This window comes from Streptomyces sp. NPDC001157, assembly GCF_053598255.1.
Genome location: NZ_JBSFJW010000001.1, coordinates 19,945 through 32,069 on the forward strand (window position 1 = coordinate 19,945; position 12,125 = coordinate 32,069).

Annotated in this window: 14 protein-coding genes, 1 tRNA gene and 2 pseudogenes; 4 read left to right on the forward strand and 13 right to left on the reverse strand. The window is 70.7% G+C overall.

Features of this window, described 5'->3' with window-relative positions; all coding sequences use genetic code 11:
* Positions 1-43: 43 nt before the first annotated feature.
* Positions 44-117, reverse strand: a tRNA-Pro gene (locus tag ACWDAG_RS00090).
* Between the two features lie 113 nt (positions 118-230).
* Positions 231-1,679, reverse strand: coding sequence for an MFS transporter (locus ACWDAG_RS00095; protein WP_450693293.1), 1,449 nt, complete (start codon positions 1,677-1,679; stop codon positions 231-233).
* A gap of 225 nt (positions 1,680-1,904) precedes the next feature.
* On the opposite strand from ACWDAG_RS00095, the gene ACWDAG_RS00100 reads away from it, so the two are divergent.
* The gene (locus ACWDAG_RS00100; RefSeq protein WP_450693921.1) at positions 1,905-2,489 is read left to right on the forward strand and encodes a TetR/AcrR family transcriptional regulator; all 585 of its coding nucleotides are present in this window, start codon (positions 1,905-1,907) and stop codon (positions 2,487-2,489) included.
* A 58-nt stretch (positions 2,490-2,547) separates the two neighbouring features.
* Positions 2,548-3,156 carry a PIG-L deacetylase family protein gene (locus tag ACWDAG_RS00105; RefSeq protein ID WP_450693294.1) on the forward strand — a complete coding sequence of 203 codons (609 nt, stop codon included), beginning with the start codon at positions 2,548-2,550 and terminating at the stop codon, positions 3,154-3,156.
* An 81-nt stretch (positions 3,157-3,237) separates the two neighbouring features.
* On the opposite strand, the gene ACWDAG_RS00110 is transcribed toward ACWDAG_RS00105, so the two are convergent.
* The 4 genes and pseudogenes from ACWDAG_RS00110 to ACWDAG_RS00125 all read right to left on the reverse strand — a co-directional run bounded on the left by ACWDAG_RS00110 (position 3,238) and on the right by ACWDAG_RS00125 (position 5,606).
* A complete protein-coding gene (locus ACWDAG_RS00110; RefSeq protein ID WP_450693295.1) occupies positions 3,238-3,405 on the reverse strand; it encodes a nitroreductase/quinone reductase family protein in 168 nt (55 codons plus the stop codon).
* Positions 3,398-3,532: pseudogene (locus ACWDAG_RS00115) on the reverse strand (hypothetical protein); the annotation flags it as partial. The pseudogene ACWDAG_RS00115 and the gene ACWDAG_RS00110, both read right to left, overlap by 8 nt.
* A 48-nt stretch (positions 3,533-3,580) precedes the next feature.
* Positions 3,581-4,582, reverse strand: a complete 1,002-nt coding sequence (locus ACWDAG_RS00120) for an ABC transporter permease (RefSeq protein ID WP_450693296.1) — start codon at positions 4,580-4,582, stop codon at positions 3,581-3,583.
* 52 nt (positions 4,583-4,634) lie between these two features.
* A complete protein-coding gene (locus tag ACWDAG_RS00125) occupies positions 4,635-5,606 on the reverse strand; it encodes a substrate-binding domain-containing protein (RefSeq protein ID WP_450693922.1) in 972 nt (323 codons plus the stop codon).
* 277 nt (positions 5,607-5,883) lie between these two features.
* On the opposite strand from ACWDAG_RS00125, the gene ACWDAG_RS00130 reads away from it, so the two are divergent.
* Positions 5,884-6,645 carry an ATP-binding cassette domain-containing protein gene (locus ACWDAG_RS00130; protein WP_450693297.1) on the forward strand — a complete coding sequence of 254 codons (762 nt, stop codon included), beginning with the start codon at positions 5,884-5,886 and terminating at the stop codon, positions 6,643-6,645.
* A pseudogene (locus ACWDAG_RS00135) lies at positions 6,642-6,883 on the forward strand (VOC family protein); the annotation flags it as partial. The gene ACWDAG_RS00130 and the pseudogene ACWDAG_RS00135, both read left to right, overlap by 4 nt.
* Positions 6,884-6,905: 22 nt before the next feature.
* Here ACWDAG_RS00135 and ACWDAG_RS00140 read toward each other — a convergent pair.
* From ACWDAG_RS00140 to ACWDAG_RS00170, 7 genes are all read right to left on the reverse strand, one after another.
* The gene (locus ACWDAG_RS00140) at positions 6,906-7,121 is read right to left on the reverse strand and encodes a hypothetical protein (protein WP_450693298.1); all 216 of its coding nucleotides are present in this window, start codon (positions 7,119-7,121) and stop codon (positions 6,906-6,908) included.
* Positions 7,122-7,230: 109 nt separating this feature from the next.
* Entirely contained in the window at positions 7,231-7,584 is a 354-nt protein-coding gene (locus ACWDAG_RS00145) for a hypothetical protein (RefSeq protein ID WP_450693299.1), read from the reverse strand.
* Positions 7,548-7,925, reverse strand: a complete 378-nt coding sequence (locus ACWDAG_RS00150; RefSeq protein ID WP_450693300.1) for a hypothetical protein — start codon at positions 7,923-7,925, stop codon at positions 7,548-7,550. The genes ACWDAG_RS00145 and ACWDAG_RS00150 overlap by 37 nt, the downstream gene beginning before the upstream one ends.
* 68 nt (positions 7,926-7,993) lie before the next feature.
* The gene (locus ACWDAG_RS00155) at positions 7,994-8,737 is read right to left on the reverse strand and encodes a PP2C family protein-serine/threonine phosphatase (RefSeq protein ID WP_450693301.1); all 744 of its coding nucleotides are present in this window, start codon (positions 8,735-8,737) and stop codon (positions 7,994-7,996) included.
* Positions 8,738-8,871: 134 nt separating this feature from the next.
* Positions 8,872-9,516: a LuxR C-terminal-related transcriptional regulator gene (locus ACWDAG_RS00160; protein ID WP_450693302.1), complete on the reverse strand. Its 645-nt coding sequence runs from the start codon at positions 9,514-9,516 to the stop codon at positions 8,872-8,874.
* Positions 9,517-9,547: 31 nt separating this feature from the next.
* Positions 9,548-10,885, reverse strand: a complete 1,338-nt coding sequence (locus ACWDAG_RS00165) for a sensor histidine kinase (protein ID WP_450693303.1) — start codon at positions 10,883-10,885, stop codon at positions 9,548-9,550.
* 283 nt (positions 10,886-11,168) lie between these two features.
* Positions 11,169-12,107, reverse strand: a complete 939-nt coding sequence (locus ACWDAG_RS00170) for an alpha/beta fold hydrolase (protein ID WP_450693304.1) — start codon at positions 12,105-12,107, stop codon at positions 11,169-11,171.
* Positions 12,108-12,125: the final 18 nt, after the last annotated feature.

The following is a 12,125-nucleotide window of genomic DNA, read 5'->3' on the forward strand; positions in this document are numbered from 1 at the left end:
AAGGGCCCTCACAGGCTCTCGCCTGCGAAGACCCTTCACACCGTCGGGACGACAGGATTTGAACCTGCGACCCCTTGACCCCCAGTCAAGTGCGCTACCAAGCTGCGCCACGTCCCGGTTGTGCCTCCCGCGGTGAACCGCGGGATCACGCAGGTCAACCTTACCGTACGTACACCGGTGTTCTCGCCGGGGCCGGTGGCCGGCCCGGCGGTCCGGGTCGGCCACCTGCGTCAGCCGCGGGTGCCGGACACGGCCGCTTCCGGCTCGGCGGGTGCCTGGCCGACGGCGCGGGCGGGACCGGTGAGGCGGGCCGTGCGGGCCGCCGGGACCAGCAGGGCCGCCAGTGCCGCGGCCAGGCACAGCACCGCCAGCAGGGCGAAGCCGTGGGTGTAGCCGGAGGCGTACGGCAGGCCCGAGGGCTGGAGGTGGCCGGTGACCAGGACGCTGGTGACGGCGGCGCCGATGGAGCCGCCGATGGTGCGGATATTGGCGTTCATGCCGGTCGCGGCGCCGGTCTGGGAGGCCGGGACGCTGCCGACGATCAGGTTGGCCATGGAGGCGAAGGCCAGTCCGATACCGAGGCCGAACACGCCCGAGACCAGGCCGACTTGCCACTGCGCGGAGTGCCAGAGAGCGAGGATGCCCAGGGCGAGGGCGCCGAGTGCGGCACCAGCGGTCAGCAGCGCCTTAGCGCCGACCACGGGTTCCAGACGGCCGCTCAGGATCCCCGCGAAGAACATCGCCACCAGCATCGGCAGCATCAGGAGCCCGGAGGCCGTGACGCTCGCGCCGAAGCCGTACCCCGCGGAGGAGGGCGTCTGGACGAAGGCCGGCAGGAAGGACCACAGCGCGTACATGCCCGCGCCGAACAGCAGGGCCGCGGTGTTGGTGGTCCACACGGCCGGCAGCCGCATGACGCGCAGGTCGATCAGCGGGGTGCGGGAGCGGGCCTCGGACAGCAGCCACAGGGTGAACAGGGCGACGGCCGCGGCGAACAGGCCGATCACCTTCGCCGAGCCCCAGCCCCACTTGCTCGCCTGGCTCAGCGGCAGCAGCAGGGCCACCAGCCAGGCCGAGAGCAGGCCGGCGCCCAGCCAACTGACCTTGCCCTCGGCCCGGTTGGGCGACTCGGGCACGTAGCGCAGGGCGATCAGCACGTTGACCGCGACGACGGCGACCGGGATCCAGAACAGCCAGCGGTGGTCGAGCGCGGACACGATGGGCCCGGCCGCGACGATGCCGACGCCACCGCCCGCGGCGATCACCGCGGACAGGTTGCTGATGCTGCCGCTGACCCGGGACGGGGCGAACTCGTCGCGGATGATGCCGAAGGAGAGCGGGAAGAGCGCGCCGCCGACGCCCTGGACGACCCGGGCGACGATCAGGACGCCGATGTTCGGGGCGAGCGCGGCGAGCAGACAGCCGAGCAGCACGACGAACAGGACGGCGACCAGGGTGCGCTTCTTGCCGATCAGGTCGCCGACGCGGCCGAGGATCGGGGTGAAGACCGAGGCGGACAGCAGATAGGCCGTCATCACCCAGGTCGCGGTGGACTGGGAGGTGTGCAGCGCGTGCTGGACGGTCGGCAGGGCCGGCGCGATCAGCGACTGCAGCATGGCGAACACACCGGCGCCGGTCGCGAGGACCGCGAAGGTGAGACGGGTGGACTTGCGGGGCATGAAGGGCCTCTCCGAACGAGCGGGGTGCGGCCGAGGTTCTCGGGCCACGGTCGTGCGGACCCGGAGCGCCGGTGGGCGGATCCGGGCACGCCGACGGCCGCGGTGAGCGGTCGCGGAAAGGTGGTGGACGTACCCTCCACTGGTAAAGTGGAGGAGTACCTCCACTCTAGCGGAGGCACACCTCCGGTTCAAGTACCGGAGGATTCCCTCCGTATCGAACCAGCTCTGGAGGCCCCCGTGACGTTCCCCGTCGGCGAGATCGTGGCGTCCCGGCGACCGCACCGTAAGGACGCCGCACGCAATTACGACGCCCTGTTGGACGCGGCCCGCGAGGCGTTCGCAGAGCACGGCGCCGATGCCTCCCTGGAGGACATCGCGCGTCGCGCGGGCGTCGGCATCGGCACGCTCTACCGCAATTTCCCGACCCGCCGCGACCTGTTCGAAAGCGTCTACGCGAGCGACGTCAACGAGCTGTGCCGGGTCGCGCAGGAGGTCGCCGGGCTGGAGCCCTGGGAGGCACTGACGGCCTGGCTGCGCCGGTTCACGGGATACATGGTGACCAAGCGTGCCGTCCGTGAGGCCCTCAACGACGAGTCCGAGATCTTCCAGGCCTGCCGGGAGTCGATGTACGCGGCGGGCGGGCCGCTGTTCGAGCGGGCCCAGGAGGCGGGCGAGGCACGCAGGGACATGGACTTCGTCGACCTGCTGCGGATGGTGGCCGGCATCACGGCCACGGCCTTCGACGACGACGTCCAGCGCGATCGCGTCCTGGCGATCGCCCTGGACGGGGTGCGTGCCGCCGTCCGCTGATGCCACGTCCGGTCGTCGGAGCAGCGGCGCGTCACACCCGCCCCCCTGGCAGAACCGCATGGATGGCAGCCACCTGCCACCAACGTCCGCGGCCGTCGCTCGCTGGACCGCGCGCGGTATCGACGTCGGTCATCTGCTGCTCACCCGCGGCGAGGCGGGCATGCCGAACCCTCCCGAGGAGACGCCACGCCTGCGCGTCGCCGAGCAGCAGGCCGCCTGCGCCGTCGCCGGCGTCAAGCACCTGACCGTTCTCGAACATCCGGACGGCGTGCTCGTCCACGGACTCGATCTGCGCCGGGACATCCGCCGGGAGATCCGCCGGTTCAGGCCCGACGTCGTATTCGGCGGAGGTTACGAGATCGAGACGCCCTACGGCTTCGACCAGGCCGACCACCGCGCGGCCGGGCTCGCGACGCTCGACGCGGTGCGCGACGCGGGCAACCGGTGGGTCTTCCCGGAGCAGGTTGACGACGAGGGCCTCGAAGCGCACTCCGTGCGCCGGCTCATCGCCCCCACGCTCCCGGGCTCCGGCGCGACCCACGGCGTCGAGATCACGGGTGAGCCGCTGCGCCGCGGCGTCGCCTCCCTTGAGGCACACGCCGCGTACCTGGCCGCGCTCCCGGACCACCCCGCCCCCAGGACTTCATTCCGAAGTCCACCGCGATGAGCGGCAAGGCCATGGGCGTCGAGCACGCCGTCCTGTTCCGCGCCCACGACCTGCAGGCGCCACCGGAGTTATGAGCCGGCGTCAGTCCTGCGGGATCTCACGCTCGGCCGGGGACGCGACCCGGGCGTGAGCGGTGAACCGACGGCCGCCGACCTGCACCCCGAAGCTCGGGTCCGCCCGAAGGTTCCTGAACCACGCCCGGATCGTCGTCGGCACCACCTTCGGAGGCGACCACGACGAAGCCCTCACCTGGGGTGCCGTAGATCAGGCACGTGCGGCGCGGAATACCGGCGCGGTCAAGGTCATCGGCGACGGCCATGACGGACGGTCCTTTCCGGAACGGAAGTCTCGTGCCCCTGGGAGGAACCGGCGCCATGCTCTCGACACGCCCCGAGGCCGGATCGGTGACGGCAGCGCGTCGGTGTCAGCGGGCGGAGCCTCTGCGCAGGACCTTGTCGACGGCGACCGTGACGACGACGAGGGTCCCGGTGGCGACGTCCTGGTACAGGCTGTCGATGCCCGCCTGGGTGAGGCCGGAGCGGAGCACGGTGACGATGAGTGTTCCGATGAGCGTGCCGACGACGCTTCCACGGCCACCGAAGAGGCTGGTCCCGCCGATGACGACGGCCGTGATGCTCTCCAGATTGGCCGTCTGGTAGGAGTTCGGGTCGGCATTGGGGATACGGCCCAGGGACTGCCAGGCGGCGATGCCGTAGAGGAGACCGGCGGTGACGTAGACCGACAGGACCGTGCGCTGCACGTTGATGCCGGTCAGCCGGGCGGACTCGGGGGCGTTGCCGACGGCGTAGAGGTGCCGGCCCCAGGCGGTCTTGGCGAGCCCGTACCAGAAGAACGCATACAGACCCACGAGCAGGAACGTCCCCCAGGTCACGAGGACGCTGCCGACGTGGACGCCGTTGCCCCAGAAGACGAGCAGATCGTCGGTGACCGGGTAGCTGCGGGAGTCGGAGTAGAGCCTGCCCACGGCGTAGATGACGGTCAGCGCACCCAGCGTCACGATGAAGGGCGGCAGGCCCAGCCGGGCCACGAGCAGGCCGTTGACCAGCCCGAGCAAGGTCGCCGTGATCAGGCCGAGCAGCAGTGCCGCCGCGGAGCCGTGCCCCTGGAAGGCGAGCTTGGCCATGACCAGCGTGCCGAGCACCGCGATCGCCCCGTTCGCCAGGTCGATGCCCGCGGTGAGGATGATCAGGGTCTGGCCCAGCGCCAGCGTGCCGATCACGATGGACTGTTGCAGCACCAGGGCGAGGTTCTCGGGCGTCAGGAACGTGTCGGTGGTGAGCGAGAACACCAGTACGGCGACGGCCAGGGCCGCGAGGGGGCCGACGGTCGGTGTGCGCAGGGCGTACCGCAGCGCGTCCCACAGCGCGGTGCCCGGCTCGCCGTCGGCGGCGGCACTGGTCGTCACGGGAGATCTCATGATCCGTTACTGATCCCTTCGCCCGGTCGGCGCCCGGAGGTCACCCCCAGCAGTGCCGGAGTCCCCAGCCGGTGTCGCGGGACGCCAGCCCCTGCACCGGCTTGTCGGTGATGAGTTGCGTGCCCGTGTCCGTGAAGCCGGACGGTTTCTTCCCGTGCCTGGCGAAGTCGGTGACCGCGGCCACGCCCAGGTCGGCCATCCTGACCGGGAACTGCATGACGGTGGCCGCGTACTTGCCGGCCCTGACGTCGCGTACGCCCTCGCATCCGCCGTCGATGGAGCCGACGGTCACCCGTCGGTCGAGACCGCGTGCCGCGAGGGCCGTGTAGGCGCCGTCGGCCACCGGTTCGTTGATGGTGTACACCGAGTTCACGTCGCTCGTGCGCTGCAGCAGGTTCTCCATCGCGGCCTGCCCTCGGTTGCGGTCGCCGTTGGTGATCGCCCGTCCGCGGATCACCGGTGAGTCCTCCTTGATCCCGAAGCCGCTGAGGAAGCCGTCGTGGCGCTGTTGGCTGACCGTGGAGCCTTCCGTGCCGTCGAGCATGAACAGCTTCGGAGCCCGGCGGCCGAGCACAGCCCTGACATAGGCGCCCTGGAGGCGCCCGGCCTTGAAGTTGTCGGTCGCGTACGTGGCCGCCGCCGCGTCCTCCGGGTCCGTCGCGGTGTCCAGCGCGATCACCAGGATGCCCTGCCGACGGGCCTCGGCGATGGCGCCCAGGATCCCGGTCGTGTTCGACGGGGTGATCAAGATTCCCCGCACATGGCGGGCGATGAGGCTCTCCACCGCGTCGACCTGGCCCTCGTTGTCGCCGTCGAACTTGCCGGACAGGGCGATGAGCTCGGCGCCGTTCTTCTTCGCCGCGTCCTGGGCGGCCTCACGCAGGGCCACGAAGAAGGGATTGGTCTCGGTCTTGGTCACCAGACCGATCGTGACCTTCTGCGTCCCGTGGTCACCCGTGGAGGCCTGATTTCCGCCGCAGGCCGCGGCGGAGAGCAGCAGTGTTCCCACCAGGAGGAGCGTCGGCCCCGGTCGGGAACGCGGTGGCCGACCGCGCCTGCGGACGGTGTAGTGGTGTGCCATCGGTGACACCCTCCTCCGGCCGGGTCCACCGTCGTGGCAGCCCCAGCGATCTACACCACGAGTCCAGTTTGTTCATACATATCGCACTGTGTCGCTTCAGTCTCCTCTGCATTGCGTACGTCCGAACGGGGACGAAAGATGGTGATCGGAACAGGGAGCCCGCGCCACCCTGTCGAGGGGTGGTCCGCGCGGAGAAGGTGAGGTTCGGGTGACTGAGCCACCGCTGCTCACGCTGCGCGGGATCTCCAAGCGCTTCGGGGCCGTCCAAGCCCTCAAAGACGTCGACCTGGAAGTCCACAAGGGCCAGGTCGTCGCGCTTCTGGGTGACAACGGTGCCGGCAAGTCCACCCTGATCAAGGTCATCTCGGGGGTGGATCCGCCCGACAAGGGCGTCATCGAGTGGGAGGGACGGCCCGTCCAGATCAGGACTCCCCGGATCGCCCAGCGCCTCGGCATCGCGACGGTGTACCAGGACCTGGCACTGTGCGACGACCTCGATGTCGCCGCGAACCTCTTCCTGGGGCGGGAGCGGCGCTGCTCCGGTGCACGGGGCCGCCTGTTCCGGTCGATGGACGACGCCGGGATGCGCAGGGAGGCACGCGGACAGCTCGACACGCTGGGCATCCGCGTCCCGGACCTGCGCGCTCCGGTCGCCTCACTGTCCGCGGGCCAGCGGCAGACCGTCGCGATCTCCCGTGCGCTCCTCGGCCGGCCCAAGGCCGTCCTCCTGGACGAGCCCACCGCGGCACTCGGCATCTCACAGGCCGGCCACGTCCTCGACCTCGTCGAGGAGCTCCGCGAGCAGGGCATCGGAGTGATCCTCATCAGTCACAACCTCGGAGACGTCAAGGCGGTGGCGGACGAGGCGGCGGTGCTGCGGCTCGGCTGCAACAACGGCTTCTTCCATGTGCCGACGTCCCCGCAGGACCGGATCTTCTCCGCCATTGTCGGCGCCACGAGCAACTCTTGACGCTCTCTCAGCGCGTCGCTCGCTTCTGGTGCGAGGTGTGGGGGCACGTCGTTCCGCCACCCGAGGTTTTCGCCACTTGGGACGATTTCGAACGCTCGCTGCCGCCTGAGCGTCAGGGTGCGTCGTTGCCTGCATGGATCCCATCGGTGTCGGCCCGCGGTTGTACTTCCAGCGCGTTCCCGAGGACAAGGTCGTCAAGAACCCGGTGCACCTCTGCGTGCGAGCCGGTACCGGGCTCGACCTCTGCCGGGTGGTGGCTGCTAGTCGGTCCCGCTCTGCAGGACGCGACGGGCCGCTTCGGCCTCTGCTGCGGGCGGTGACAGTTCGTCGAGGGTGTCGAGCTCGTCATCCGCTTCGAGTTCCTGTTCCCAGGCCGCCGCAAGCCGTTCTTGCTCCTGGCGCGACCTGGCTCCGACGGCCTTGCGCTGCTCCGGGTCCAGGGCTGCCAGGAATCGTCCGACCGCGTCCGTGTCCATACGGTTCTCCTTGCCGCAAGAAGAGGTGCCACCCTGCCCCAGCATGACTGAACGCTCCGCCGTCGGCCGCCCGACACCGGTGGCCGGCACCCCGTCGAGCCTCTTCACGTCATGATGATGCCGGGCACCCGCCCAGGTCGTCCCACCCGTCCTTCTGCTCGGCGAATTCCTGTCCCCACCGGAGCAGCGACTCATCCGGCACCACCAGATCGTGACCGAGTTTCGGTCCCTGGCATGTCTCGAATGCGCCGTCACCGGTCGTATGGCGGCCCAGCGGCCCCCAGCGCACTTCGTGCAGGCTCGCCGAGTCGACCGGGTCGTCGCCCTTGGGGGGTGCGGTGTATGTGACAGGCATGTCCACGCAGCCGTCGTGGTCGAAGTCTCCGAACGCCGCGCGAAATCCCTGCTCGGGCGATGCGTGGGCCTTCAGGCGCCCTCTCGCCGTGGTGGCGATCGACCACACGGGTTCCGGGCCTGCCTGTTGCCGGGTCCCACGAACGTGACGACCCTGCGCCCGTCACGGTCCTCGCTGTCGTGCACCTCGGTCGCCACACCATCGCCGTCCACGTCCGCGTACAGCGTCCGCCCGTCCGGCGAGGCACAGATCGGCTGTTGCCTGCCCGGGTGGCGCACATGGGGGTCCGCGCTCGTGTCCCGGCCCGTGCGCCACGCGTACCAGCCCACCCTCACCGCTGCGATCACGGCGATCGAACCGGTCCCCAGCCATCTGCGACGCCGCGCTGCCCCGGCGCCGGGCGCGCCTGCGAACGCGTTCTTGCGCTCGGACATGTCGTCACCGCGCATGTGAAGACCCTGGCCGAAGGGTTTCCGCTGCGGCTCAGCCGTGAGGATCACGATCTGCAGTGCCATCATCAGGCGTCCGCAACCCGTACGACCGCCAGCGTGATGTTGTCGGGCCCGCCCGCCGCGATGGCGGCCTTCCACAGCTCGAAGGCCGCCCGGCCGTCGTCGTGGTCTCTCAGCAGTTCCTCGATGACGTCGGTCGTCAGCGGGTCGGTCAGGCCGTCCGTGCAGACGAGGTAGCGGTCGCCGGGTGAAAGGGAGGCCGCCGTCACATGGGGGCTGATGGTCCGGTAGCCGGGGCTGCCGCCCAGGCACTGGGTGACCAGGGACGTGGTGCGCTGGCCGGGGGCGAGCGGTGGACTGTCGTCGACGCTCACCTGGCGCAGGCCGGCCGGGGAGGCGGCGAGGACCCGACTGTCGCCCACGTTGAAGATCAGCAGCGAACCGGGGCGTACGACGATGCCGGCCACCGTCGTTCCCATGGCGGTGAGCTCGGTGCCCTCTGCTGCGGCCTGGTACACGGCACGGTTGCAGGCGTTCAGGACGGCGCCGACGGCCTCCTTGTCGTCCAGGGCAGGGCCGATGGAGGCGATGCGGCGGGCGACCAGGGCGCTGGCCACGTCGCCGCCGGGATGCCCGCCGAGCCCGTCGGCGACGGCGACGACCAGGGGCGTCCCGAGCGGGAAGACCAGGGTCTGCGGGCTCTCGGTCACGGTGGCGCACAGAGTCCACGGTCCGACCACGAGGCTGTCCTCGTTCCGCTCGCGCAGCAGCCCGGGATGGCTCAGCGCACTCACCGCGACGTACTGCATGGAGCGCCACCGCTTTCCGCATCGGACGCGTCAGGACCCACTGGGCCCCGCCACTGGAGGGCTCACTTCCGCTGCAAGTCTAGGAGCGGTTTGTCGTTTCTGCTGGTCAGCAGCCCTCTCCAGGCGTCAGCCGCTCATGCCCCCAGGTAGCGCAGCACCGCAAGCACCCGCCGGTTCGCGTCCTCCGAGGCGGCCAGACCCAGCTTGCCGAAGACGGCGGCCACATGTTTCTCCACCGTGCCGGCCGACACGACCAGGGTCTGCGCGATCGCAGCGTTGGACCTGCCCTGAGCCATCAGCGCCAGCACCTCGCGCTCGCGTGCCGTCAGTGTTTCGAGGTCCTCGCTCCGGCGGCCGGCGCCGGCGAGCTGGGTGACGACCTCGGGGTCGAGGGCCGTCCCGCCGGCCGCCACCCGGGTCAGGGCGTCGGTGAACTCCGCCACGTTCGCGACCCGGTCCTTGAGCAGGTAGCCGATGCCGGCCGACCCCTCCGCCAGCAGCCTCCTCGCGTACTTCGTCTCGATGTACTGGGAGAACAGCAGCACCCCGGTCCCGGGATACTCCCGCCGGACGTCGATGGCGGCGCGCAGGCCCTCGTCGGTGTGGGTGGGCGGCATACGGATGTCGACGACACCGACGTCCGGCCGGTGCTCGGCGACGGCCGCCCGCAGCCCGTCGGCGTCACCCACGGCCGCGCACACCTGGTGGCCGCGCTCGGTGAGCATCTGGGCCAGCAACTCCCGCAGTACGGCGGCGTCCTCGGCGATCACGACACGCATACCGGAATGCTCCCTCACCTCTCGCCGTCGCTCACGCGTGCAACGGCAACGCCACCGTCACCGCCGTCGGCCCGCCCTCCGGGCTGCTGATGTGCAAGGTGCCGTCGACCGTACGTACGCGCTGCAGCAGACCCGTGAGACCACTGCTCGCGGCGGGCGCCGCGCCTCCGCACCCGTCGTCGGTCACACACAGCCGCAGCAGGCCCGACTCCTGGGTGACGCGCAGGACCGCACGTCGGGCGCCGCTGTGCTTGATGACGTTGGTGAGCAGTTCGGCGGCGCAGAAGTACGCGATGGTCTCGATCGCCGGAGTGGGCCGCTCCGGGATGTCGACCGCCAGCTCCACGGGTACGGTGCTGCGCGCCGCCAGCGTGGTGAGTGCGTCGGGCAGGCCGTCGTCCAGTACGGGCGGATGGATGCCGCGGGCCAGGTCGCGCAGCTCGCTGAGGGCTTCGGTGGCGTTGGTGTGGGCGGTCTCGATCAGTCGGCGCAGCCGCCCGGGGTCGGCGACCGGCTCGCCTTCCGCACCCAGCCCCTCCCTCGCCATGTCGAGGCACATGGCCAGCGCGACGAGCCGTACCTGCGCGCCGTCGTGCAGGTCCCGCTCCAGCCGGCGCAGCAGTGCCGCGGAGTCGTCGACGGCGAGGGCGCGGGTCTCCTCCAAGTTCCTCACACGCTGGGCGAGTTCGCCTGGCCCCAGCAGGGCACGCACCAGCCAGCGGTCCACGGCGACGATGCCGCGGGTGACCCATGGCGCCGCGAGCAGCGTGGCCGCACCGATCGCCGCGGCCACGAAGGTCCCCGCGAAGGTGGTGCTGTGCGGGGCACCGCCGCCGGCCGGGACGGGCGTGATGGTCGGCATGCCTTCCCCGCCGGGGTGCGGACGCTGCCCGAAGGCGGCCCAGCGCAGCGGAGCGGACAGATCGAGCAGGCCGGTGAGCCACCACCCCACGGCATACAACTGCAGGGCGGCGACGGGCAGTTTGACCAACACATACGCCACCGAGCGCCATCCGGCGGCGTCCCGCAACCGCGCGTCGAGCCGCGCGAACGCCTTGCCCGTGGGCCGCAGCGCCGGCGGCGACGACACCCGCTCCCCCACCAGCCCGGCCGCCAGCCGACGATGCACACCGGCGAAGCCCCGGGCAAGCCAGGCCGAAGCGACGACGAGCAGCAGCCCGAGCACGGCACCGACGAGGGAGACGGTGAACCCGGCACCGATGACAAGCCCGATGAGCACGAGCACGAAGCCGACGAGGGCGATCGGAAACGCGACCAGACAGTAGGCGGCCTCGGCTCGGGCACGACGAGAGATCGGTGCCCGCAGCACAGCCCATAGGAGCACCGCCCCCGTATGTGTGTCGCGCATGGTCCAAGTGTCCCCGTCCTCAAGCGTTGTTCACCGCGGTTCCGACAGCCCCCTGCAGGAGCGTGGGGCTGTATCGACATGCGGCTCCGCCGCGTGGGCCCAACCAGCTACAGCGGTGCCGCAGACGCCCCACATCTACGCGTCACGACCTACGAGCGGTCACTCACGGCGAAAGACATCCGGAAACCGGCTTGCTCACGGCCAGTGAATTCGCGGCGATCACGGTCGGGAAGAGCTTCGCGACCGTGAGCTCACCTGGGGTTTCCTCCAGCCGGAGCGACTTTCAGCGCATCGCGTCGGCCGCGTCCATGATCACGTCCGCGACCTGTGCGGGCTGTTCGACCGGTACGGCGTGCCCGGCATCGGGCACCGTGACCATCCGGACCTGCGGGCAGGCCTCCAGGCCGCGACGCTCGACGTCCGTCAGGCCGATCTCGTCGTGGTCGCCGCGCACCACCCAGGCCGGGACTGCGGCCTCGCACAGCCGTGGGACCAGTGCCGGATACCGGTCGAGGTATTCGTAGTAGCGCCGTACGATGCGGCGGCAGGTGGCCGGGTCGTTGGCGGCCATGTCCGCGGCCAGCGCTTCGGCGCGGTGCGCGGGCAGTTCGCGTTTCATGGCCTTGGGCAGCATCTTCAGCATGCCGGTCCAGGCCGCGATGCCGAGGCCGGGCACCCGCCCGAGGGCGTTCATCACGGCCAGGAACCTCGCCTCGTCGCGGCGCGAGAAGGTCGGCGACAGCAGCACCAGCGGCCCGTGGAACAGGCCCGCCGCCGCCATCTCGATCACCACGTTCGCGCCGAGGCTGTGCCCGACGGCCATGTCGCAGCCCGATTCGGCGGCGAAGTCCGCCATCAGCCGGGCGTAGTGCTCCATGCTCACGTCCTCGGGAGCCGTGGTTCCGCCGAATCCGGGCATGGTGACGGCGACGAGTCCCAGATCCGCCAGCGCCGGTTCGGCCATCACATCGGCGTAGAACTCGGTCGAGCACAGACCACCCGGAATCATCAGCACCCGGTGCGGGGCCTGCTCCGGCCCCGCACGGCGGACATCCCACCGCTCGCTCATACTCCGAGCGTGACGCCGGACGTCGGCCCCCGCATCCGCTGCGGCGGCCGGACCGACGCCCGCCGGGATCCGGCCGAGGCCGAAGACCCCGACGCTGCCGGAGATCGCGCAGATGCCGGAGGCCGGCGAGAACAGCGCCACACGGGCCACCATCAGCTTCTTGCGGCCGAT

What these genes read in the sequence shown, in the direction of transcription:
- ACWDAG_RS00095 (WP_450693293.1), bottom strand. Translation starts at nt 1,679, where the DNA reads ATGCCCCGCAAGTCCACCCGTCTCACCTTCGCGGTCCTCGCGACCGGC.
- ACWDAG_RS00105 (WP_450693294.1), top strand. Translation starts at nt 2,548, where the DNA reads ATGGATGGCAGCCACCTGCCACCAACGTCCGCGGCCGTCGCTCGCTGG.
- ACWDAG_RS00140 (WP_450693298.1), bottom strand. Translation starts at nt 7,121, where the DNA reads ATGGACACGGACGCGGTCGGACGATTCCTGGCAGCCCTGGACCCGGAG.
- ACWDAG_RS00150 (WP_450693300.1), bottom strand. Translation starts at nt 7,925, where the DNA reads ATGCGCGGTGACGACATGTCCGAGCGCAAGAACGCGTTCGCAGGCGCG.
- ACWDAG_RS00155 (WP_450693301.1), bottom strand. Translation starts at nt 8,737, where the DNA reads ATGCAGTACGTCGCGGTGAGTGCGCTGAGCCATCCCGGGCTGCTGCGC.
- ACWDAG_RS00160 (WP_450693302.1), bottom strand. Translation starts at nt 9,516, where the DNA reads ATGCGTGTCGTGATCGCCGAGGACGCCGCCGTACTGCGGGAGTTGCTG.
- ACWDAG_RS00165 (WP_450693303.1), bottom strand. Translation starts at nt 10,885, where the DNA reads ATGCGCGACACACATACGGGGGCGGTGCTCCTATGGGCTGTGCTGCGG.
- ACWDAG_RS00170 (WP_450693304.1), bottom strand. Translation starts at nt 12,107, where the DNA reads ATGGTGGCCCGTGTGGCGCTGTTCTCGCCGGCCTCCGGCATCTGCGCG.